Source organism: Flavobacterium sp. KH_035, assembly GCF_057839565.1.
This window is the reverse complement of the sequence record NZ_CM174492.1, coordinates 4,001,852-4,024,720: the sequence shown is the minus strand read 5'-3', so window position 1 is coordinate 4,024,720 and position 22,869 is coordinate 4,001,852. Positions and strand designations below refer to the sequence as shown.

17 protein-coding genes are annotated in these 22,869 nt (G+C 36.0%); 10 read left to right on the top strand and 7 right to left on the bottom strand.

Annotated features, from left to right (window positions below):
* Positions 1–7: 7 nt before the first annotated feature.
* The 3 genes from AC3IS6_RS16600 to AC3IS6_RS16590 form a co-directional block, all read right to left on the bottom strand.
* A complete protein-coding gene (locus tag AC3IS6_RS16600; protein ID WP_489160978.1) occupies positions 8–1,318 on the bottom strand; it encodes a TolC family protein in 1,311 nt (436 codons plus the stop codon).
* A gap of 75 nt (positions 1,319–1,393) precedes the next feature.
* Positions 1,394–4,489, bottom strand: a complete 3,096-nt coding sequence (locus AC3IS6_RS16595) for an efflux RND transporter permease subunit (RefSeq protein WP_489160976.1) — start codon at positions 4,487–4,489, stop codon at positions 1,394–1,396.
* A 177-nt stretch (positions 4,490–4,666) separates the two neighbouring features.
* On the bottom strand, positions 4,667–5,728 hold the full coding sequence (locus tag AC3IS6_RS16590) for an efflux RND transporter periplasmic adaptor subunit (protein ID WP_489160974.1): 1,062 nt from the start codon (positions 5,726–5,728) through the stop codon (positions 4,667–4,669).
* Positions 5,729–6,252: 524 nt separating this feature from the next.
* Between AC3IS6_RS16590 and AC3IS6_RS16585 the strand changes: the two genes are divergently transcribed.
* The 3 genes from AC3IS6_RS16585 (at position 6,253) to AC3IS6_RS16575 (ending at position 8,453) form a co-directional block, all read left to right on the top strand.
* Positions 6,253–6,849: a TlpA family protein disulfide reductase gene (locus tag AC3IS6_RS16585; protein ID WP_489160973.1), complete on the top strand. Its 597-nt coding sequence runs from the start codon at positions 6,253–6,255 to the stop codon at positions 6,847–6,849.
* Between the two features lie 31 nt (positions 6,850–6,880).
* A complete protein-coding gene (locus AC3IS6_RS16580) occupies positions 6,881–7,735 on the top strand; it encodes a hypothetical protein (protein ID WP_489160971.1) in 855 nt (284 codons plus the stop codon).
* 115 nt (positions 7,736–7,850) lie between these two features.
* The gene (locus AC3IS6_RS16575; protein ID WP_489160969.1) at positions 7,851–8,453 is read left to right on the top strand and encodes a PAS domain-containing protein; all 603 of its coding nucleotides are present in this window, start codon (positions 7,851–7,853) and stop codon (positions 8,451–8,453) included.
* A gap of 219 nt (positions 8,454–8,672) precedes the next feature.
* On the opposite strand, the gene recG is transcribed toward AC3IS6_RS16575, so the two are convergent.
* Positions 8,673–10,781: an ATP-dependent DNA helicase RecG gene (recG, locus tag AC3IS6_RS16570; protein ID WP_489160968.1), complete on the bottom strand. Its 2,109-nt coding sequence runs from the start codon at positions 10,779–10,781 to the stop codon at positions 8,673–8,675.
* A gap of 263 nt (positions 10,782–11,044) precedes the next feature.
* Between recG and AC3IS6_RS16565 the strand changes: the two genes are divergently transcribed.
* Both AC3IS6_RS16565 and AC3IS6_RS16560 read left to right on the top strand, forming a co-directional pair.
* Positions 11,045–12,808 (top strand): hypothetical protein, encoded by a 1,764-nt coding sequence (locus AC3IS6_RS16565; RefSeq protein ID WP_489160967.1) that lies wholly within the window; start codon positions 11,045–11,047, stop codon positions 12,806–12,808.
* A gap of 78 nt (positions 12,809–12,886) precedes the next feature.
* The gene (locus AC3IS6_RS16560; RefSeq protein WP_489160965.1) at positions 12,887–13,426 is read left to right on the top strand and encodes a DUF1697 domain-containing protein; all 540 of its coding nucleotides are present in this window, start codon (positions 12,887–12,889) and stop codon (positions 13,424–13,426) included.
* Between the two features lie 52 nt (positions 13,427–13,478).
* On the opposite strand, the gene AC3IS6_RS16555 is transcribed toward AC3IS6_RS16560, so the two are convergent.
* Both AC3IS6_RS16555 and AC3IS6_RS16550 read right to left on the bottom strand, forming a co-directional pair.
* A complete protein-coding gene (locus AC3IS6_RS16555) occupies positions 13,479–13,982 on the bottom strand; it encodes an MBL fold metallo-hydrolase (RefSeq protein ID WP_489160963.1) in 504 nt (167 codons plus the stop codon).
* Positions 13,983–13,991: 9 nt separating this feature from the next.
* Positions 13,992–14,825, bottom strand: a complete 834-nt coding sequence (locus AC3IS6_RS16550) for a Dph6-related ATP pyrophosphatase (RefSeq protein WP_489160961.1) — start codon at positions 14,823–14,825, stop codon at positions 13,992–13,994.
* Here AC3IS6_RS16550 and AC3IS6_RS16545 point away from each other — a divergent pair.
* On the top strand, positions 14,824–16,896 hold the full coding sequence (locus AC3IS6_RS16545; protein ID WP_489160960.1) for a M1 family metallopeptidase: 2,073 nt from the start codon (positions 14,824–14,826) through the stop codon (positions 16,894–16,896). The two genes, AC3IS6_RS16550 and AC3IS6_RS16545, sit on opposite strands and share 2 nt — an antisense overlap.
* A gap of 105 nt (positions 16,897–17,001) precedes the next feature.
* Positions 17,002–17,901 carry a patatin-like phospholipase family protein gene (locus AC3IS6_RS16540; protein ID WP_263360815.1) on the top strand — a complete coding sequence of 300 codons (900 nt, stop codon included), beginning with the start codon at positions 17,002–17,004 and terminating at the stop codon, positions 17,899–17,901.
* A gap of 187 nt (positions 17,902–18,088) precedes the next feature.
* Here AC3IS6_RS16540 and AC3IS6_RS16535 read toward each other — a convergent pair whose 3' ends face one another.
* The gene (locus AC3IS6_RS16535) at positions 18,089–18,610 is read right to left on the bottom strand and encodes a DUF7935 family protein (RefSeq protein WP_173966069.1); all 522 of its coding nucleotides are present in this window, start codon (positions 18,608–18,610) and stop codon (positions 18,089–18,091) included.
* Positions 18,611–18,734: 124 nt separating this feature from the next.
* Here AC3IS6_RS16535 and AC3IS6_RS16530 point away from each other — a divergent pair, with 124 nt between their 5' ends.
* From AC3IS6_RS16530 to AC3IS6_RS16520, 3 genes are all read left to right on the top strand, one after another.
* Entirely contained in the window at positions 18,735–19,502 is a 768-nt protein-coding gene (locus AC3IS6_RS16530; protein ID WP_489160957.1) for a sulfite exporter TauE/SafE family protein, read from the top strand.
* A gap of 272 nt (positions 19,503–19,774) precedes the next feature.
* Complete coding sequence (locus AC3IS6_RS16525) at positions 19,775–22,111, top strand: ATP-dependent helicase (RefSeq protein ID WP_489164925.1); 2,337 nt, start codon at positions 19,775–19,777, stop codon at positions 22,109–22,111.
* A gap of 82 nt (positions 22,112–22,193) precedes the next feature.
* Complete coding sequence (locus tag AC3IS6_RS16520; protein ID WP_173966066.1) at positions 22,194–22,814, top strand: L-threonylcarbamoyladenylate synthase; 621 nt, start codon at positions 22,194–22,196, stop codon at positions 22,812–22,814.
* The last annotated feature ends 55 nt before the right edge of the window (positions 22,815–22,869 follow it).

The following is a 22,869-nucleotide window of genomic DNA, read 5'->3' as shown; positions in this document are numbered from 1 at the left end:
ATTTACTTTAAAAATTAATATTTCCGGCTAATTCTTTTAAGGCAATTTCAGATAATTTCGCCTGAAATTGTGCATTGCTGTAGCGTACCTTGGCATTCACATAGTTCAACTGAGCCGTTCTGAAATCAAGAGTGGTAATGGTTCCGATTCTGAATTTATCTAAAGTAATATCTAAATTCTGCTTTGCAATGGTTACGTTATCTTCTTCCAGTCCAATCAACTCTAGGTTGGTTAAATACGTTTGAAAAGCAGTGCTTAATTGTGTGTTTAAAATCATGTTTTGCTGTTCTATGGCAATCTGTGAATTTTCGATCTGTAGTTTGGCTACTTTCTCATTTCGATGCTGATTAAGACCATCAAAGACATTTAAAGTAGCGTTAAAACCATAATTAAAACCTTTGGAAGAAGCCTGACTTGTAAATCCAAGACTGGACTGACTTTCGTTAAAGTTGTAACCTGAAGTTAGGTTTACTACCGGATAACGATCTGCTTTGACCTGTTTTAACTGAAGTTCGGCGATACGTTTGTTGATAATTTGTGCTTCTAAAGCAGGATTTTGTTTTTGTGCCAACTCTATTAAATCAACCAAAACGAGCTTATTATCTACAGAAACTACATTTGTTACGGTAAAGTTTATTTTAGCATCACGGGCTAAATATTGATTCAGTAAAATTTTAGCGTTGGCATAAGATTCTTTTTGTCTCAATAAGGCAACCTGATCTGAATTTAAATCCACCTGAGCGTTTAAAACTTCCAATTTGGATGCTTTTCCAATACTAAAGCGATTTTGCGCCAGAGTTAGTCTTTGCTTCGAAATTACAATTGTAGTATCCAATGCCGATAATTGCTGTTGTTGCTGTACCAAATCAAAGTAAGCCGTATTTACCTGACCAATTTTTACAAGTACGGTTCTTTTTAACTCAGAATCACCTAGTTTTTGCAATTCTTTAAGCTGGTCCAGTCGGGCGAACATTTTCATTCCGTCAAAAACTGTCCAACCCAGACTTACTCCGTAAGCCAAACTATTGTTTTTTGCATTTCTTAAGGATGTAGAAGTTCCGTCCTGACGTGTTTGTGACGAGTTTGTAACACTATTGTTGTCTGTTACCGAAGCGGTAGCAGTTGGCAACATTCCTGCATTTCCAACAGTGACATTGGTTTCGCTTATTTTAGAGTTGTTTTTGGCAATTTTAATTTCGAAATTATTCTCTAATGCGATCTTCATGGCGTCTTCGATAGTTAAGACTTCCTGCGCGCTGATTTTTGTTGTACAAAACAAAAATAAAATGAGACTTGTTACTATTATTTTAGCTTTCATGTGATGAAGGATTGCTGCGGGTGATTCTTTAAGAAGAAAGCCGCAGCTTCTATATTATTTCAAAATTTTTATCAATTATTTAGTATCTCTTTCATATTCTTCAATATGATCAAATTCAGGATAATGCTTTCTGGCTTTGGACCACATTAAATAGATAGCAGGAATTACAAATAATGTCAGAGCCAATGAGAAAATAGTTCCTCCAACAATTACAACTCCCATACCAATTCTACTGGTTGAAGCAGCTCCAAGCGACATTGCAATTGGCAAAGCACCTAAAGCAATAGCCAAACTCGTCATCAAAATAGGACGCAAACGTGCTTCTGAGGCTTCTAAAATAGCTTCTAATTTGGGTTTTCCCTGTTCGCGCAGCTGATTCGCAAATTCGACAATCAGAATACCGTTTTTGGTTACAAGCCCAATAAGCATTACGGTTCCGATCTGGCTAAAAATATTCCAGGTCTGATTGAAAAGCCATAGTGAGAATAGAGCTCCCGCAACCGCCATAGGTACTGTTAGAATAATGATAAGCGGATCTATAAAGCTTTCAAACTGTGCAGCAAGAATTAAAAAGATCAATAATAAAGCCAGTCCAAAAGCAAAAGAAGTGTTGGAGCTACTTTCAACAAAATCTCTCGATTCTCCACTTAAATCGGTGGTAAAAGTATCGTTCAACACTTTTGCTTTGATTCTGTCCATTTCCTGAATACCGTCGCTGATACTTTTTCCCGGTGCCAGACCTGCAGAAACAGTCGCAGACATGTAACGGTTGTTGTGGTACAATTGTGGAGGATTACTTTGTTCTTCAATTTTAACCACGTTATCCATCTGAATCAATTCTCCGCTTTTGTTTTTCACAAACATCGAAGTTAAATCCAGAGGTTTTGAACGGTCTTTTTGATCAAATTGACCAATTACCTGATATTGTTTTCCGTTTTTAATAAAATAACCAAAACGCTGTCCGCTTAAAGAAAGCTGTAACGTCTGAGCGATATCAATAATTGAAATGCCAAGACTCTCCGCTTTTTCACGGTCAATACTAACGTTGATTTCTGGTTTATTAAATTTTAAATTAACATCAGTAACGGAGAACACGTCACTTTTGCCTACTTCTTCCATAAAAACGGGAATTTTTTCTCTCAGTTTTTCAAAATTAGGAGCCTGAATGATATATTGAATCGGCAAACCACCACGTCGGTTTACAGCAATTGTAGGCTGCTGGATCACGGATGTTTTTGCATCAGGATATCGTTTGGTCATTTTGGTCAATTGATCGGCGATATCTTTCTGAGATCTTTTTCTCTGATCAGGTTCTACCAATGAAAGTCGAATAAAACCTGAGTTGGTAGCCGAAGCACCAAAACCAGGTGCAGTAATCACTAGACTCACTTTTTTCTCCGGAATGGAATCGTCTACCAGTCTTGAAATTTCCTGCATAAAACGATCTGTGTATTCGTAGGTCGAACCCTCAGGAGTTGTCATACGCATGGTAACAGAGCTACGGTCGTCATACGGAGCAGTTTCTTTTGGCAAAATGGTAAAGAATAGATAAATCAATCCAAAACACGCGATCAGAATTGGGAAACTAAGCCATTTTTTGGCAATAAAACGATTTAAAGAATCTGCGTAACCGCTGTTTAGTTTCTCAAAGAAAGGTTCAGTTCTGACATAGAACTTAGATTTTTTCTGCTCTCCACCTTTCATCAGATAGGCGTTTAGCATTGGTGTTAGTGTCAAGGAAACAAAGGCCGAAATTAACACAGCTGCCCCAATTACGACTCCAAATTCCCGAAAGAGTCGGCCTACGAAACCTTCTAAGAATATTACAGGTAAGAATACTGCAGCGAGCGTTACGGAAATCGAAATTACAGCATAGAATATCTCATTAGATCCTTTGATTGCCGCTTCAATTGGCGACATTCCTTCTTCAACTTTTTTAAAGATATTCTCGGTTACCACAATTCCGTCATCCACCACCAGACCGGTTGCGAGTACAATTGCCAGCAAGGTTAGTACGTTGATCGAGAATCCGAAAAGCCACATGATAAAAAACGTAGCGATTAACGAAACCGGAATATCAATTAAAGGTCGGAACGCGATGGCCCAGTCTCTAAAGAACAAATAAATAATGATGATTACCAGAATAATCGAAATACCTAAAGTTTCGGCAACTTCAAGTACTGATTTCTTTACGAAAATAGTGTTGTCAAGTGCAATATTTAGCTTGATATCTTTTGGAAGATCCTTTTTTAAGGCTTCGTATTTTTTGTAGAATTCTGTAGAAATGTCCAGATAATTGGCTCCCGGCATTGGTACTATAGCCAGACCAATCATCGGAAGACCGGATTGACTTAATTTTGTTTCAATGTTTTCCGGACCTAATTCAGCCCCTCCAATATCGCTTAAACGAACAATTTTATCACCGTTAGTACGAATGATAATGTTGTTGAATTCTTCGGGTTTTGAAAGGTTTCCAACCGTTTTTACAGTTAATTCTGTATTGTTCCCGGTTAGTTTTCCTGAAGGCAATTCGACATTCTGAGCATTTAACGCATTACGAACGTCAGATACGGTACATTTATATGCGGTTAGCTTTACAGGATCAATCCATAAACGCATAGCATAACGTTTTTGTCCCCAGATTTGAACTCCGCTGACTCCCGGAATGGTCTCCAGACGTTGTGAAATGACATTTTCGACATAATCACTTAATTCTAAAGAATTTCGGGTATCGCTTTGTACGGTCATCGAAATAATAGCATCACTGTCGGCATCTGCTTTTGAGACCACCGGCGGCGCATCGATATCCTGCGGTAAACTTCTGATCGCCTGTGAAACTTTATCACGGACGTCGTTTGCAGCTTCTTCCAAATTTTTATCAAGGTTAAACTCGATGGTGATATTACTGCTTCCCTGATTACTTGAAGAGGTGATATTTCGGATTCCGTCAATTGCATTTACCGCCTTTTCGAGAGGTTCAGTAATTTGCGACTCTATAATATCAGAATTGGCTCCGGTATAATTGGTTCGGATAGAAACCTGTGCAGGGTCGATTGAAGGGAATTCCCTGACACCCAAAAACGTATAACCAATAAAACCGAACAGAATAATTAAAAGATTCAGTACGATGGTTAAAACAGGTCTTTTTATACTTGTTGTTGATAAACTCATAGTGTTATTTATGATTTTAGAGTTTAGATTTTAGATTTTTTTTGAATAGCAGAAAAAAGAGTATAGAATAAAGAAAATAGAGTATAGACTATAGAAAATAGATTAAAGCGTATTAAGTATCCCGTTAGACGTCATACATTTTACAACTCACATTTCTCATTTCTCATTTCTCATTTTCTATTTTTTTACATTCACTTTTATTGGAGCTTCATTTTTTAAGGACATGACACCACTTGTAATTAAGGTATCCCCAGCTTTTAATCCTGATAGAATTAAAATAGAAGAGTCTGTTCTTGTAGTGGCATCTACCATAACTTCTTTGGCTTTGCCATTATTAGCGATGTATACTTTTTTACCACTTTGCACCGGAATAATTGCTTCTGAAGGCACTACAATAGCATCTTTTATAATGTTTAAAGGTAATTTAACATCGGCAAAAGTGCCTGGAAAAAGTTTTCCGTCAATATTATCTGCAATAGCGCGAACCTGTAGTGTACGTGTAGCCACTTCAACTTCCGGTTCGATCGCGTATGTTTTTGCTGAATAGACTTTGTCAGAACCTGAAACGGTAAAATCAATTGCTGATCCTGTTTTTACTTGTGAAGCATACTTTTCAGGTATAGAAAATGTAATTTTTAGTTTACCGGTGTTTACCAGTTTGGCCACCAAAATAGTAGGGGTGATGTAGGTTCCCGGCGAAATAGAGCGTAAACCGATTTTCCCTGAAAAGGGAGCTTTAACCGAAGTTTTTGCAATCTGAGCTCTGATTAACTGACTTTGTGCCTGTGCGGAGGCGTGATCGGCCTTAGCAACATCAAATTCTTCCTGACTGATAGCTTCTTTTTGAAGCAACAATTTGGCTCTTCTTTCATTTTCAGCAGCCAGACCTTCTCTGGTTACCGCTTGCCTTAGTTGCGCTTTCAGTTCAATATCATTTACTTTAAAAAGCACCTGACCTTTGTTTACAAAAGTACCTTCCGTAAAATAAATTCCTTCCACAATTCCCGAAACCTCGCTACGAATTTCGATTTGCTCGTTTGCCTCAATAGACCCTGATAACGATAAATTATTATCGAAAGTGGAAGTTTTAACAATAATTCCGGTTACGGTCGTAGGAGCGTCTTTGTCTCCAAACTTTTTTGAATCGTCGTTCTTCTTTTTGTTCGATACGACTCTGTAGGCAATAAATCCTCCCAATACAATGATTAAAAGGGCGTAAACAAGGTTTTTTACTTTCATAAACTTGAGGTAAATGTATTTTTGGTGTATGTTTTTAGTAAGCTCACAAATTTAACTTTTTGTTGTGAAATCTGAAGAGCTTAGCTTTTATTTAACATTTGTACGTACAAATTTTAAACAAGGCCCTGATTAGACTGTTTTCCTTTACAATGGTTTAATGTAGAAGTGAAAAAAAATCAAAATAAATAATCAGAGAGTAAAGTACCGTTCGTGAAAAGTCTTTTTTATGGTTTTACGCACAAAACAAGTAGAACTACGGGTTTCAAAAATAGAAAAAAACGCACAAAGCTGCAATTTTGTGTATTTTGTCCGATTTTATTTGCAGTTTATCGATTTTATTTGTAACATTGATAAGCTTAAACAAAATGACATGTTTTTTATCTGATAGCTAATGTTTTTGAGGGTTAAGCGTTAAAATATGTATATTTTTTATTTGATTTAAAGTTAAAGTAGTTAAATATTAAAGCAGTTAGTTAACAATTGTTTAGGCATTTTTTAAGTTTTCAACCCAAATTCACCTGTTTATGCTCAAAAAATTACTTGTTGGTTTATGGATGGCATTGTTAGTTGGTGCTATATCATTTTTGTTTTGGCAAAACGAATTTAAGTACAGTTTACCCACACCAGTTCCTAAAAATTACAAAGAGATAGCTGTAGGAAGTAAAGTTGACTTAAAGTGCTGCTTAGCAGATCGAAAACCAATTTTTATCCACTTTTTTAACCCCGACTGTCCTTGTTCACGTTTTAACATTCCTCATGTAAGCGAGCTCATCAAAAAATATGGTGATCAGATTAATTTTAAAATCGTAGTACTCAACAAAGAAAAAACATTTACCATAGAAGAGATTCAGGATAAGTTTGATGCTAAGATTCCGGTTTACTTTGATCAGAGTATTGCCAAAAACTGTGGCGTATTCTCCACTCCGCAGGCTGTACTGCTGGACGGCTCGCAGCAGTTGTACTATCGTGGAAACTACAACAAAACCAGGTACTGCACGAATGCCGACAGTAATTATGCTCAAATGGCAATTGATGCTTTATTAAAACAAAATCACTCCCCCTCGTTTGATGCTTTGGCTTTAAGAGCCTATGGATGTTCGTTACCAAAATGCAATAAATAAATCAAATTCTTAACCTAAATCACTTTAATTTATGAAAACAAGAGCCAGTTTGAATGAACAAGATTATTTGCACAATTTTATGTCTACAATGACACAAAGATCAGATACCATTATCAATTATGTATTAGCGATTTATTTTCTTCTCGGAATTGCTTTGGCCTTTAAATACGATACGTTTGAGGTTGGAGTGGGAGTAGGTTTACTGAATTTGTTACTGTATTATTCGGCAAAGTTTTTCTTCAAAAAATCTAACTTTTATCAATATGTGCTGGCCATTGTTTTGGCTATATTTATGGCGCAGTATATTTATCAGATGCACGGTTTGTTCGAAATGCATTTTACCGTTTTTATCGCCAGTACAATTTTGATTATCTATCAAAACTGGAAATTGCAAATTCCCTTAACGCTTTTAGTGGTATTGCATCACGGGGCTTTGGCTTATTTGCAGAATACTGTTTTCAACGATCCAAAGGGACTGCAGTTGTACTTTTCGCAGGTTAATTTTGATTTGGAAACCTTTTTGATCCACGTTGTTTTGGCAGCCGTAGTATTTTTCATGAATGGTTACTGGGCTTACTATTTTAAAGAGCACAGTCAGAATCACATTTCTAAAATATCAGACGAATACGAATTGGAGAACATGAAACTGGCTTCGGCAAAATACAGTTCGCTAACCGCTACTAAAGATTACAACGATTTTATTCACAGAACTACGTTGGATTTAAAACTACCGGTAAGCTCAGTTCTCAAACTTATTGATGTTTCAAAAGGACATACTGATAATGATAAGTTGTTGAGTTATCTCGAAATGATGCGTGAAAGCGCCAAGAAAATCGACGATCTGGTAAATGATATTCATGTGAAATCAACTGATACCAGGAATTAAAATAGAGATGGTTAGTGCATTGTGAATCAGTTGTTTGTTGATTTTTAATGCACTAAAAAAAAATACAGGCCAGAGGCAAAAAAATAATTGCTTATTAATTTTAAATACAGGATTTATGGACAATAGAATTACCCGCCCGACTCCATCCGACAGAGAAGTTGATTGGAACAGAACTAAAGTGTTATTAAGTAAAACGGATACAAAAGGAACCATTTTATATGCAAATGAAGCTTTTATTGACGTTTCGGGATATGATGAGCATGAATTAATCGGTCACGCTCATAATATTGTGCGACATCCGGAGATGCCAAAAGTAATTTTTAAATTCTTGTGGGATAGTATCAAATCGAGTCAGAATATTCACGTCATTATCAAGAACATGTCTAAAACTGGGCGATACTATTGGGTTGTGACTGATTTTAAAATTATTGCTGATGGTGACGGAGAGATTATTGGTTATTTCGGAACTAGAAAATCGGTACCGGAAGAAATAATTACAAAGTTTATTGATCCCTTGTATAAAAAGTTACTGCATATCGAAGAAGTTAGCGGAATGGGCGCCTCCGAAGACTTTTTGGTTGGTTTTTTAGAAGAACGCAAAAAAACATATATGGAGTATGTTGATCATCTGATTGCTACAGGAAAAGATGATAAAAACAAAATCAGCAAAGGTCTTTTTAGTGGTCTTTTCGAAAAGAAAGCAGCTCCTAAAAAATAAACTACAACAGAAATTTATACTTCATTGTAAAAGACGAACATTCGACTTCCAAAAATTTGTCCCCCAACGAATTTAAATCACCAAAAACATCAGTCGTTGAATTTCTACTCTTTATTACAGTGAAGTATTTTTTTTAAATAACCCAATGCAGTAAAACATAGAGACTAGAAGCAGCAAGTAAAAACTTCAGAACCTTAAAATGTTAGCACCTTAGTACCTTTAACTAATGTAATTCCAGATATTTTTCTTTTTAGTCAATTCTATAAATACAGCCTTAAGTATGGCGTGTTCCGGTTTTTGAAGCGGACCGTCTTCTTTTAGGATCTTCATGGCATAGTTGCGGGCCAGGCTTAAAATATCTCTGTCACGGACTATATCGGCTATCTGAAGGTTTAAAACACCGCTTTGCTGTGTCCCCATTAAATCTCCCGGGCCACGTAGTTTAAGATCTACTTCGGCGATCTCGAATCCATCGTTAGTCTGGACCATTGTTTCCATACGTGTTTTACTGTCAGAGCTCAATTTGAAACTCGTCATCAGTATGCAATAACTTTGTTCTGCTCCACGTCCCACACGCCCTCGGAGCTGATGTAGCTGAGACAATCCGAAACGTTCGGCACTTTCGATAATCATTACACTCGCATTAGGCACGTTAACTCCCACTTCAATTACAGTTGTTGCGACCATAATGTTGGTTTTACCTTCAGAAAAGCGTTTCATTTCGGCATCTTTCTCGGCTGGTTTCATTTTTCCATGTAGGATGGAAATGGAGTATTGTGGCAATGGAAAATCACGGGAAATACTCTCGTAACCATCCATCAAATCCTTGAAATCCATTTTCTCTGATTCCTGAATTAAGGGATAAACAATATAAATCTGCCTTCCCAAGGCAATTTCGTCACGCAGGAATTTCCAAACTTTCAAACGATTGCTGTCATATCGATGAACGGTTTGGATAGGTTTTCGTCCCGGAGGCAATTCGTCAATTACCGAAATGTCCAGATCGCCATACAAGCTCATAGCTAAAGTTCTTGGAATAGGAGTAGCGGTCATAACCAAAACGTGCGGTGGAATTTCATTCTTCTTCCATAACTTCGAACGTTGTTCTACACCAAAACGATGCTGTTCGTCAATTACTGCAAGACCTAAATTTTGAAACTTTACTTTATCTTCCAAAAGTGCATGTGTACCAATTAAGATCTGCAAACTTCCGTTTTCGAGTTCTTCATGAATGACTTTTCTAGCTGCAGTTTTACTTGAACCCGTTAGGAGTTTTATATTGATATTTAATGTTTTAGCTAATTCTGATAATCCAATAAAATGCTGATTAGCAAGAATTTCTGTCGGAGCCATCAGACAGGCCTGAAAGCCATTGTCTATGGCCAAAAGCATGCTCATAAAAGCTACGATCGTTTTTCCGGAACCTACATCTCCTTGCAATAATCTATTCATTTGAGCATTACTTCCCATGTCCGAACGAATCTCTTTAACTACTCTTTTCTGAGCGTTCGTTAGTTGAAAGGGCAGATGATGCTGGTAAAATTCATTGAAAAATTCACCCACTTTTACAAAAGGATGTCCTTTGATTTTATGCTTCCGAATGAGATTTTTGGTAATTAACTGTAGCTGTATAAAAAACAGTTCTTCAAATTTTAATCGGTATTGGGCTTTAGCTAAAGCATCGGTACTTTTTGGAAAATGAATATTAAAAAGGGCAGCTCTCTTTGAAATAAGCCTTAATTCTTCGATTAAATAGGCCGGAAAAGTTTCTGTAAACAAAGCCTGAGTCTCCAGAAACAACTGCTCCATTAGTTTATTAATGGTTCGGTTTGAGATTCCTTTATTAGCCAGTGTTTCTGTTGAAGGATAAACCGGCTGCATGGCCGAGCGAAGACTTCTTTCATGCTCGCTCCACAATTCGATTTCAGGATGTGCCATACTGAACTGGCTTCCATACAACGAACATTTTCCGAAAATCACACAAACTTCATTCAGTTTCAAACTCTCACGAACCCATTTGTGTCCCTGAAACCAATTTAAGTCAATTTGTCCCGTATCATCTACAAAAGTAGCAACCAGACGTTTTTTGTTCTTCGCAAATTCAACCGTTTTAATGTTGATTATCTTACCGATAATCTGTACTTCGGAACCTGTATTTTGAAGTTCATTAATTTTATAATAACGCGTTCGGTCAATATATCGGTTTGGATAAAAATTAACTAAATCTCCATATTTATGAATTCCCAATTCCTTACGAAGCAGCTGCCCACGACTGGGGCCAACGCCTTTTAGGTATTCGATTGGGGTTTCAAGGAGATTGTTAGACATGTAATGATTTTAGGTTTTAGAGTCAAGAGCTAAGAACAAAGAGAATAGAGTACAGTAAAGAATATAGATTACAGGTTACAGAGTATAGAATTTACTCTGGATTTTTTGTTCTTGCCTCTATTCTCTTTGTTCTATTTTCTTTCCTAACTGCGAAGATAGATTTTAATTGGGAAATTTGAAAGTCGAAATTGTCGGTTTGCTATTTTGAAAAATAAAAATAATAAGTAGATTTGTTAAGATGTTTAAGACAATTAGCCCTTACTATGACTAACGAAGAAAAAGTTCCTTTTGAAACCATGACCTTTGCAGGTGTTGCATTCAAAGTGATCAATCGACACGAAGCACATACTATTATTGGAGATCTTACTGATTTTAACAATCAGAAAATATACAACGTTTTTGAAGACAGTTGGCGTTTTCCAGACTACGAAGAAAATCCGATATTTCTGCTAGCAGAAGAAGATGTAGAAATGGATTCGTTTGAGATGGATTATAGTACAGTAGAACATCCGGATGTTTTTATACTTGGATTTATTTTCAAAGGAAATCTAACCGTTGGTAAATGTATAAGCTCTTATGATACTGATAACTCACCGGCCTTAATCGTTTTGGGAGAAACCACTACTGTAAACATTACTTTGTTTGGAAGTGTTCATTATTTGGGTGGTGGCTTAAAATGTGATTCGCTTATAGGAGAATACAACCACGGAGAGCTCTTTGTTAAAGGCGATGTTACAGCCTGGCTGATCTACAGTGATGATATGTGGATGCATTTTGAGCGTTTTACCAATGTTCAGGCAATTATTAATGTAAGTAGACCTGATGTATTAATTTGCAGTAATCTAACTACAGATGACGGATCAATTATAACAGTAGAAAATTATCTGCCATCAACGCATAAACTAAGCGATATTGTAAACGATTCTTTTATAGAGCAGACCCAATATGGTACAGCGATTTTAGGAAATAATTATTATGAACAAACCTTTAAAGAAGGGCTATCCATTATTGATTATGGCAAAACCGAAAAGTACCTGTACAGCGATTTCCGAAATCAATTTGTAAATTTAATTGAAGTTTTATCCGGGAAAGAAGAATTTAAAAACGATGAAAGGCTTTATAGTCATATTGATAGTACCACGTATTTGTTTATTTCTTTTGATTACGAAGGAATGAAATACAGTCAGATTTCAGAAGAAATTGAAAACGGTTTTAATATCAGAATGCGTGGTTTGTGGTGCCATGATACAGAGAAAATTACACTCCTTTTGGAATATCTTGATGAAGATGGAGATCCAAAATACCAATGGATGAATGACGAAACTGCGGTTGGAATTGAATTTTATGGTATAAAACGTGCGGTCCTAAAAGCTTTTGAAGTGCTTATGGAAGAACCTGCTGAAGAAGAAAGCGACGTGACTGAATATGCTGAATACGACAGTAGTTTTTCATTAGAAGAATACTCAGCTCAGTTTGGTAATTATATTTTACCTGCAGATTTAGTGAAATTATATAAATTCGAGCAGGAATATGGCGTAGAAAGCTATTCAGAATGTTTTGGTTTGACTATAACAGAAGACAAGACCGGTATAAAAACATGGTCGGAAGAAGAAGAATTTTACAACAGCTTTATTGAATTTGCAGGGGCAAACGGATCGGGAAGTTCGTACGCGTACTGGCTTATAGACGATGATTTAAATAAGTGCCCGATAGTTGTCTTTGGTGATGAAGGCGGAATTCATGTGGTAGCAGAAAATACCCTCAAATTAATCCATCTGTTAACTTTTGATACCGAAATTTCAGTTGATTTTGATTCGGCTTATTTTTATAAGGATGAAGAGTATTATGAAGAAAATGAAAATAAGGAAGTGTTTGAGGAATGGGTCAAAAAAGAGTTCAATCTTAAACCAATAGAATCAATTGAGGAAACAGAAGAAATTGTAAATCAGGCAAAAGATAAATACAAAACACAGCTAAATGATTTTTTAGTACGATTTAATATTGAAATAGCAGAAGACGAAGATTAGTTTTAAAAGGAGATAAGTCTTTTTAAAAAGAACTATAAGCAATCAAAATCTTTTATCTTTGAACAAAAAATAAACAGAATGATAACACATTTGGCACTTTTACGCGGTATTAATGTTTCGGGTCACAACATGATGAAAATGGAGGCTTTGAAAACGATGTTAGAAAATATCGGTTTTCAAAACGTACGTACCTACTTGCAGTCCGGAAATGTTTTTGTTGATACAGAAGAAGAAAGTGCTTCTAAGGTAGGCTTTATGATCAAACAGGAAATCTTTAAAGTTTTTGGTCACGAAGTACCTGTTATCGTAATCACTAAAAAGGATTTAGAATTGTGTTTTACAAACAATCCGTTTTTGAAAGAAAAAGATATTGATACTAAAAAACTCTATGTAGCTTTTGTTTCAATTGCATTAAAAAGTGAAAACATAAACGATCTTAAAATTAGCCAGTTCAAGCCGGACGAAGCAAGTATCGACGGAAACAAAATTTTTATTAAATATGCCGTTGGAGCGGGGAAAACTAGATTCGATCAAAAATATATAGAGAAAAAATTAAATGTAACTGCTACAATTAGAAACTGGAACACCGTTACTAACTTGCTGAGCATGTATTCTTAGTCAATTAGATAATGAGGTAATTTTCTAATTATCTAATTGCCACATTATCTAATTAACCTCTTAGCCATTTTAACATTGTAGGAAACGAAGGTTTTCCTTCTTCACGAGCACGATCATTTCCTAAAGTAAGTCCGATCCATTCGAGAAAAGGCAGTCCGATGTAATTTTTAGCCTTAAAATTGGAAATCAGCCATTCGGAATCATTTTTGTAGCCGTTAGGATGGAATACCAGTTCGAGAGACAATTCTAAATGAGTACATGCCGCAAATGACCATAAAATAGCAGCCATTTCTTCGGCTTCAGTGGGCCAATTAGAAGCTATTTTAGTGGTACCCACAATTTGTCTGTCAGCAGGAGAGGTAACAGCCAAATGTCCGGCTTCGTGTAAAATATCACCTGGGTATAATAATTTGTCGTAATCAATATAGATACAATTGGGACCCAAATCCAAACCAGGCAGAAAAGTGTGATTCAGTTCCTTTTCAATTAGATCTATTCCAATTTCATTAAGAAAAGATAAAATTTTCTCTACTTCTGAATTTTCTTTCGTGAACATATTCTCATTTTAAATCAAATCGCAATACCAAAAACCATAATCAAAAGCATCGCTGGAACTGGTGTCACAAGCAGTGTCTGAGGACTCTTGTGTTTTAGGTTTTTCATACTTGCGGTAAACAATTTCGCCAATTTCAAAAGATACTGGCTCTGAAAAGATTGGGCCGTCGAAAGTAAAAGTATGAAACTCACCATTCTCACCGCACACATCTACATTTTCAGGTAAATCATTGATAAAATCCTGATCGATAATCCTTCCCACAAAACTTTTGTCTAAATACCGTTCGTTAACACAAACGACAATCGTTTTAAACCCCAGAGAAATAAACTCTTGTATTAAATCGCGGGTCGGAATCTTCCAAAGTGGAAAAACACCTTCAAATCCAATTTTTTCCAATTGACTTTCTCTATACTTGCGCAAATCTTCCAGAAAAATATCCCCAAAAACAGAATGTGTGATTTCCTGATTTTTTAGTTCCGTCAGAGTTTCAGTCATAACACTCTCGTAAACTTCCATTGTAGGCATTTCAGGAATCTCCATAACCTTCAATGGTAAATCAAGACTTTTGGCCTGCGCTTCGAGGAGTTCAACACGAACACCATGCATCGAAATACGCTGGTACTTTTGATTGACGCTTGTTAGTAAACATTCAATTGTGAAGTCAGGATTTTGTAGAATTTTATATAAAGCAAGAGCAGAATCTTTTCCGCTGCTCCAATTAAATAAGGCTTTTTTAGATGTTGACACGTTGCTGTAATTTTGTGTCGTAAACTTACAAATTTCATTCGATTTGTTGATCAAACCTTTGTAACTTTGGAATTTCGCCTTCAATTTTGTTTCCATGAAATACATTCTTCTGTTATTTACCACTTTTACTTTCGCACAGCAAACACAATTTGTTGATTTTAAAACCGTTTCTGGAAAATTATCTTTAAATGCGGTAGAAAAATCGATTTCCGGAACAGTTGATTATCAGTTTGAGGTGCTAAAACCCATTGATACGATTAAGATTGACGCCAAAAACATGGAATTCTTTCATGTTCAGATTGACAATAAGGAAACTGTTTTTGTAAACACAGGGAAAGAACTGCAAATTATTGGTAATTTTAAGAAAGGAGAAAATCAGCTGACCTTTCAATATACCGCCAAACCGAAACAGGCTTTGTATTTTGTAAATATGGATAATTCTGAAGTGCAAATCTGGACACAGGGGCAGGGAAGATACACCAGCAACTGGTTTCCAAGTTTTGATGATGTGAATGAGAAAATTGTATTCAGTTTAGGAATAACCTATGATACCACTTATCAGGTAATTTCGAATGGTACTCTAGAAAATAAAACATTAGCAGATACACAGACCTATTGGCAGTACAAAATGGAAAAACCAATGAGTTCCTATCTCTTAATGCTTGCAATCGGAAAGTATGACAAGAAAGAGTTCCGCGCAAAATCTAAGATTCCGTTAGAATATTATTTAGAAAACAAAGACGCGAATCGTTTCGAACCGACCTATCGCTATTCTAAGCGTATTTTTGATTTTATGGAGAAAGAAATAGGCGTTAAATATCCTTGGGAAGTTTACAGAGAAATTCCGGTTCGTGATTTTTTATATGCCGGAATGGAAAATACAACTTCTACGCTTTTTGCTACACGTTACGTGGTAGATTCAATAGGTTTTGAAGATAGAAATTATACCAATGTAGATGCGCATGAATTGGCTCATCACTGGTTTGGTGATCTCATTACAGCTGAAAGTAGCACTCATCATTGGCTTCAGGAGGGTTTTGCTACTTATTTCGCAGCCTTGGCAGAAAGAGAAATTTACGGTGACGATTTTTTCTATTCCAAATTATACGATACAGCACAACAGATTAAGTTTGCTTCCAGAACGGATTCGATTCCGGTTTTAAACGCAAAAGCAAGTTCGTTGACTTTTTACGAGAAAGGGGCTTGGGCGCTGTTTGTATTGCATGAGTCCATAGGTGATAAAGCATTTAAAAAAGCGATAAAAAGTTATTTAAAGAAATATGCCTATCAAACCGTAACCACACAAAATTTCTTTGACGAGATTAAAAAAGTTGCTGATTTTGACCTTGATAAATTTCAAAAAACCTGGTTGGAATCGACCGTTTTTGATACACCAACTGCAAATGCTTTATTGAGTAAAAATAAATCGATTCAGGTTCGTTTAGAGGTAGATAAATTAAAAAAGACAGTTTTAACGGAGAAACAAGATTTTTTAAGTAAAACTTTAAAATCGGATATTTATTATACTGTAAAAGAAGCTATTGTGAGTCAATTGGAAAGCGAAAAATACGAGGTCAAAAAAGCACTCTTACTACTTGCCATGCAAACTAATGATATTCAGGTTCGACAAGCAGTTGCCGGAAGTTTAAGTAAAATTCCGGAAGATTTCAGAACGGAATACGAAACTTTACTCGATGATAAATCTTATCAGACACAGGAAATTGCTTTGTATTGGCTATGGAGGAACTTTCCGGAGCACCGTACCCGATACTTAAACAAAACAATGAACTGGATTGGTTTTAATGACTACAACCTAAGAACATTATGGCTATCGTTAGCACTGTCAACACCAAATTATGCAGAAAACCCCGAAACTCTAATTACTGAACTGATCGCTTTTTCTTCTACAAAGTACGAAGCAACAACAAGACAAAATGCTCTTGAAAAACTTGTTGCTTTTAAGATTATCAATGATGCCGTTTTAAGTAATTTAGTTTCGGCAACCACCCACCATATGTGGCAATTTTCAAAGTTTGGAAGAGATACAATTCGGCTTTTATTAAAAAATCCGGACATGCGTGCTTCGTTTGAAAGAATTTTGATTAATTTAAACCCCGATGAAGAGTTTCAACTGAAGCGTTTATTGGCCGAGGAAGTAAAGAAATAGTAGTAAATCATTAGTAGAAAAGATTAGAAAACAGAGTAATGAGAGGAGTGCAAATAGTAATTACAAACACTTCTAACTCATAACATCAAACGCACAATTTAAAATATGAGAGCATTGGTTATTTCTGGCGGAGGAAGTAAAGGCGCATTTGCCGGTGGTGTAGCGCAATATCTGATCGAAGAAAAGAATCATGAATATGATTTGTTTATAGGAACTTCGACCGGTAGTTTACTGATACCCCATTTAGCATTAGGGCATATTAAGAAAATTCACTCTGTTTATACCAATGTTACCATGGCCAGTATTTTTAATATATGTCCTTTTGTGGTTAAAAATAAAGATGGAGTAGATATTGTTACCATCAATCATTTTAATGTGTTGCGTCAGTTCTTTAGAGGCAAGAGAACCTTTGGTGAGAGTAAAGGATTAAAGAGGTATATTAAGAATAATTTTTCGATCTCTGATTTTAATAAACTCAAAAAGCTGGATAGCGATGTTGTTATAACAGTAACTAATTTTACCAAGAACGAAGCCGAATACAAATCTGTAAAAGATTGTACGTACGAGGAGTTTTGTGAATGGTCCTGGATTTCCAGTAACTATGTGCCTTTTATGAGTTTGGTGGAGAAAAATAACTACGAATATGGCGATGGTGGTTTTGCAAGCTTAGTTCCCATTCGTGAGGCCATTAACCGCGGAGCAACAGAAATTGACGTTATTATTCTGGAAACCGAGGTAAATATGGATAAGACGGTTATTGGTAAAAATCCATTTTCTCTTATGATTGATTTATTTCGAATTGCCTTAGATCAGGTTGAAAAGCACGATATCGCTATTGGAAAACTGCTTGCAAACAATAAAAACGTAAAGCTTAACCTTTACTATACCCCAACAAAACTAACAGATAACGCTCTTATTTTTAATCAGGAAGTCATGAAAGAATGGTGGGAACAAGGTTATGAATACGCTCAGAATAAGTCTGAAGTTATGAGTGATAATAGATAGTTTAGACTAACTTAGACTTCTTAGATTTTCAGACTGGCTTAGACTTTTTTGGATTGCTAAGATTACTCGACTGTAGGATTGTAAAAAAAAATCATTCGATTCTTAAATCTAAAGATCTAAGAATCGAATGATCTAACTACCTAACAATCTAAGAAGTCTAAGTCAGTCTAACTAAGTCTAAGCTAGTCTAAAAAAGATCCGCTACTTCATTTTTTATGTATGCCAAAGCAGCATTACTTGGGGATTGTTTTTCCAGTAAGTCATTTAAAATTACTTCACGTAACTTGTCTGCACTGTCAACACGGTCACTCATAGCAGCTTTGCGAATAATTTGTATGGTCGAATTCTTTGCTGTTGTAATAATCGTCCAGCATTCATCCGACATATAAATTTGTTGGGTTAAATTATGCTCGAATTCCTGTTCTATCTGATCGATTAAGAAGTTTTCGTAATCATGTTTTTCGTTTGAAATAGGCGCAATTCGGATTAGTAACTTGGTTAGATTGATACGCTCTAAATACAGAGTCATGCGCTCATAAGCCTGTAATCGTATTGGTAATGATTCTTTATGAGCTTCTTTATTTAATAAAAAATTGCGTTTTTTATCAAAGTTTTTAATGTGCAATTCAAAAAAACTGTAAGCAACAAATCCGGTAACAACAGCAGGTAGAGTGTAACTGGCTAATTCTATAATTTTTGTAAAATCCATTGGGTTTTAATTTTAAGCAAAAATATACTTTTTGAGGAGAAATCCACTTTAAAATTATTGTAATAGACAATCTGGAAGTTTACTTTTGTGCAGCGTACTTAAAAACAGTTCAAATACAATCATAATGGAAAACTACATCATAATTTTACTTTGTTTAGCAGCTTTTGCAGCAGGATTTATAGACGCGATAGTAGGTGGCGGAGGATTAATTCAAACCCCAATGGGACTGATTCTGTTACCTAATTTGCCCGTTTCTACCGTGATAGGTACCTTAAAATTGCCTGCTTTTACAGGAACCGCATTTGCAGCCTTTCAGTATCTCAAAAAAGTGGTGATTCAGTGGAAGCTTCTTTTGACTATGATGTGTTTGGCCGTCCCATCGGCATTTCTGGGGTCAACCTTACTAACTTATGTAAGCAATGATTTTATGAAGCCGCTTTTATTGGTGGTCTTATCGCTGTTATTGATTTATACCTACGCCAAGAAAAACTTTGGACAACATGAAGCCAAAGATCATTCCTTTGGAACACAAATCTTGTATGCAGTTCTCATCAGTATAATTGTTGGTTTTTACGATGGTTTTATTGGCCCGGGTACCGGAAGTTTTTTTGTAGTAGCTTTTATTGCTTTGATGGGATTTGATTTTTTACATGCTTCCGCAAATGCAAAAATGGTGAATCTTGCAACCAACTTTGGCTCGATTTGTTTGTTTGCAATTAAAGGAAAAATCATTTGGACAATCGCTATTCCAATGGCAGTAAGCAACGGGCTGGGGGGGTGGCTTGGGGCAAAACTTGCAATAAATAAAGGCAATGGTTTTATTCGTGTATTCTTTTTAATTGTTGTAATCGGTACCTTAATCCGATTCTCGTACGATGTGTTTTATAAGTAGTGAGGTTCTAAGGGACTAAGTTTCTAAGTTTTTTTTTATTAATTTATTCACAACTTTATCTTTATAGAATCGTTTCATTAGTGATTAAATTTCATATACAATACAAACTAATTTATCTACTTATAAAGTTAAGATCTTTCAATCTTAAGTAATAATAGGTTCATTCTCTGGGCTCAGAAAAAATAAAAAACTTAGCGCCTTAGAACCTTAGAATCTTAGTAGCTTATTAAAGGTATAATTCTTAATTTTGCATCATTATGGAGAAAAATTTCATGCAAAAGTACATTGACCAGCTCAATGAAGCACAAAGACAGCCAGTATTAAAGAAAGACGGGCCAATGATTATTATTGCAGGTGCAGGTTCAGGAAAAACTCGTGTTTTAACCATTAGAATTGCTTATTTGATGGCTCAGGGTATTGATGCTTTCAATATTTTATCACTTACTTTTACCAATAAAGCGGCCCGCGAAATGAAACACAGGATTTCGGATATCGTGGGAGCCAGTGAAGCTAAGAATCTTTGGATGGGAACTTTTCACTCGATTTTTGCACGTATTCTCCGTGCGGAATCGGATCATTTAGGTTATCCTTCAAATTTTACGATTTACGATTCGCAGGATTCTGCCAGATTGATTTCTTCTATTATAAAAGAAATGCAGCTGGATCGTGACATCTATAAACCAAAGCAGATTTTAGGCCGTATTTCAAACTACAAAAACAGTTTGATTACAGTAAAAGCCTATTTTAATAATCCTGAATTAGTGGAAGCCGACGCGATGGCAAAAAGACCACGTTTAGGAGAAATTTACCAGCAGTATGTCGAGCGCTGCTTTAAAGCGGGTGCTATGGATTTCGATGATTTGTTATTGAAAACCAATGAGTTATTGACCCGTTTTCCGGAAGTTTTAGCGAAGTATCAAAACCGTTTTCGTTATATTTTGGTTGATGAGTACCAGGATACAAACCATTCTCAATATTTGATTGTAAGGGCGTTATCTGATAAATTTCAGAATATTTGCGTGGTTGGAGATGATGCCCAAAGTATTTATGCCTTCCGTGGAGCGAATATCAATAATATTTTGAACTTCCAGAAGGATTATGAAGGCGTAATAATGTTCCGTTTGGAGCAAAATTATCGTTCAACCCGAAACATAGTTGAAGCTGCAAATACTGTGATGGAGCACAACAAAACCAAACTGGATAAAGTAGTTTGGACAGCAAATGATTTTGGCGCAAAAATTAAAGTCCACAGAAGTTTAACTGATGCCGAAGAAGGGCGTTTTGTTGCGAGCACCATTTTTGAACAAAAAATGCAAAACCAGTTGCATAACGGTTCATTTGCCATTCTATATCGTACGAATGCACAGTCACGTGCGATGGAGGATGCGTTAAGAAAGCGTGATATTCCATATAGAATTTATGGAGGACTATCTTTCTACCAACGTAAAGAAATTAAAGATGTATTGTGTTACTTACGTCTGGTAATCAATCCAAAAGACGAAGAGGCTTTGATTCGTGTAATCAATTATCCTGCTCGTGGAATTGGAGACACAACCGTTGAAAAACTTACCATTGCTGCCAATCATTACAAACGTTCGATCTGGGAAGTAATGGTGAATATTGACAAAATCGACTTGAAATTAAACACGGGTACAAAGAATAAAATAAAAGACTTTGTTGCCATGATTCAGAGTTTTCAGGTAATCGATCAGAATCAGGACGCTTTTTATATTACAGATTATGTAGCTAAAAAAACGGGACTTGTTCAGGAATTGAAGAAAGATGCCACACCGGAAGGAATGGCTAAGATTCAGAACATTGAAGAACTTTTAAACGGTCTGAAAGATTTTACCGAAGGACAAAAAGAAATTGACGGCGCAAGAGGAGCTTTGTCTGAATTTATGGAAGACGTCGCACTGGCTACAGATTTAGATAAAGATACTTCTGACGAAGATCGTGTAGCATTGATGACAATTCACCTGGCAAAAGGACTTGAATTCCCACATGTTTTTGTCGTAGGAATGGAGGAGGATCTGTTTCCAAGTGCCATGAGTATGAGTACCCGTAGTGAATTAGAGGAAGAACGTCGTTTATTTTACGTAGCTTTGACCCGTGCAGAACATCAGGCTTATTTAACTTACGCACAGTCACGTTACCGTTGGGGGAAATTAACAGACAGTGAACCATCCCGTTTTATTGAAGAAATTGACGGTCAATACCTGGAATATTTAACCCCGGCAGAAACCAACTATCGTTACAAATCACCAATTGATGGCGATATTTTTGGAGATATCGATAAATCAAAACTACGTCTGGCAAAGCCAGTCGGAAGTACTCCGCCTAAGCATGTTACAGGCAATGATCCAAAACCGGACTTAAACATTCGAAAATTAAAACCGGTTGTAGGAACCAATCCAAATAGCGGTGCTCCAAATTTGTTTGATAACAAATTGACAATTGGAAATGTAGTGATGCACGAACGTTTTGGAAAAGGCGAGGTAGTGAATTTGGAAGGTGTTGGCGCCGATAAAAAAGCTGAAATAAAATTTGAGGTTGGCGGAATAAAGAAATTATTGTTAAGATTCGCTAAATTAGATGTTGTGGGATAATCAATGTTTCAAGTTTTAAGTTTCAAGTTGCTATTCGGTAACCTGAAACCTGAAACTAATTAAACTTTTAACTAAAAACAAAATGGCTGAGTTCATAAAAATATATCCTGACAAACCCAGTGAAGCTGCAATAGCCAAAGTGGTAAAAGTACTTCAAAACGGAGGTTTGGTAATTTATCCAACCGATACTGTCTATGGTTTAGGTTGTGATATTACCAATTCACGTGCTTTGGAGAAAATTGCAAAAATAAAAGGTGTTAAGCTGGAGAAAGCAAACTTTTCATTCATCTGTCACGACTTAAGCAATCTATCCGATTATGTACGCCAGATCGATACATCAACTTTTAAAATTCTAAAAAGAGCATTACCGGGACCATATACTTTTATTCTACCGGGAAATAATAACCTGCCTAAAGAGTTTAAAAAGAAAACAACTGTTGGTATTCGTGTACCCGATAATAATATTATTCTTGAAATTGTTCGTCAATTAGGAAATCCTGTTGTATCAACTTCTATTCGTGATGAAGATGATGTAATTGAATATACGACTGATCCGGAATTGATTTTTGAAAAATGGCAAAATCTGGTAGATCTGGTTATTGATGGCGGATATGGTGACAATGTGGGTTCAACAATTATAGACCTTTCAGAGCATGAACCGATAGTCGTGAGAGAAGGAAAAGGAGATGTTGATATTTTGTAAAAAGAATAATATTTTTTTGTATTATAAAAATAATAGTGTTAATTAGTGGTGAATA

Excerpts from the sequence above, each read along its gene's own strand:
- AC3IS6_RS16525 (WP_489164925.1), top strand. The coding sequence starts at position 19,775 with ATGCAAAAGTACATTGACCAGCTCAATGAAGCACAAAGACAGCCAGTA.
- AC3IS6_RS16595 (WP_489160976.1), bottom strand. The coding sequence starts at position 4,489 with ATGAGTTTATCAACAACAAGTATAAAAAGACCTGTTTTAACCATCGTA.
- AC3IS6_RS16585 (WP_489160973.1), top strand. The coding sequence starts at position 6,253 with ATGCTCAAAAAATTACTTGTTGGTTTATGGATGGCATTGTTAGTTGGT.
- AC3IS6_RS16550 (WP_489160961.1), bottom strand. The coding sequence starts at position 14,825 with ATGGAAACAAAATTGAAGGCGAAATTCCAAAGTTACAAAGGTTTGATC.
- AC3IS6_RS16580 (WP_489160971.1), top strand. The coding sequence starts at position 6,881 with ATGAAAACAAGAGCCAGTTTGAATGAACAAGATTATTTGCACAATTTT.
- AC3IS6_RS16530 (WP_489160957.1), top strand. The coding sequence starts at position 18,735 with ATGGAAAACTACATCATAATTTTACTTTGTTTAGCAGCTTTTGCAGCA.
- AC3IS6_RS16590 (WP_489160974.1), bottom strand. The coding sequence starts at position 5,728 with ATGAAAGTAAAAAACCTTGTTTACGCCCTTTTAATCATTGTATTGGGA.
- AC3IS6_RS16575 (WP_489160969.1), top strand. The coding sequence starts at position 7,851 with ATGGACAATAGAATTACCCGCCCGACTCCATCCGACAGAGAAGTTGAT.
- AC3IS6_RS16545 (WP_489160960.1), top strand. The coding sequence starts at position 14,824 with ATGAAATACATTCTTCTGTTATTTACCACTTTTACTTTCGCACAGCAA.
- AC3IS6_RS16565 (WP_489160967.1), top strand. The coding sequence starts at position 11,045 with ATGACTAACGAAGAAAAAGTTCCTTTTGAAACCATGACCTTTGCAGGT.
- AC3IS6_RS16560 (WP_489160965.1), top strand. The coding sequence starts at position 12,887 with ATGATAACACATTTGGCACTTTTACGCGGTATTAATGTTTCGGGTCAC.
- AC3IS6_RS16535 (WP_173966069.1), bottom strand. The coding sequence starts at position 18,610 with ATGGATTTTACAAAAATTATAGAATTAGCCAGTTACACTCTACCTGCT.
- AC3IS6_RS16555 (WP_489160963.1), bottom strand. The coding sequence starts at position 13,982 with ATGTTCACGAAAGAAAATTCAGAAGTAGAGAAAATTTTATCTTTTCTT.
- AC3IS6_RS16520 (WP_173966066.1), top strand. The coding sequence starts at position 22,194 with ATGGCTGAGTTCATAAAAATATATCCTGACAAACCCAGTGAAGCTGCA.
- AC3IS6_RS16540 (WP_263360815.1), top strand. The coding sequence starts at position 17,002 with ATGAGAGCATTGGTTATTTCTGGCGGAGGAAGTAAAGGCGCATTTGCC.
- recG (WP_489160968.1), bottom strand. The coding sequence starts at position 10,781 with ATGTCTAACAATCTCCTTGAAACCCCAATCGAATACCTAAAAGGCGTT.
- AC3IS6_RS16600 (WP_489160978.1), bottom strand. The coding sequence starts at position 1,318 with ATGAAAGCTAAAATAATAGTAACAAGTCTCATTTTATTTTTGTTTTGT.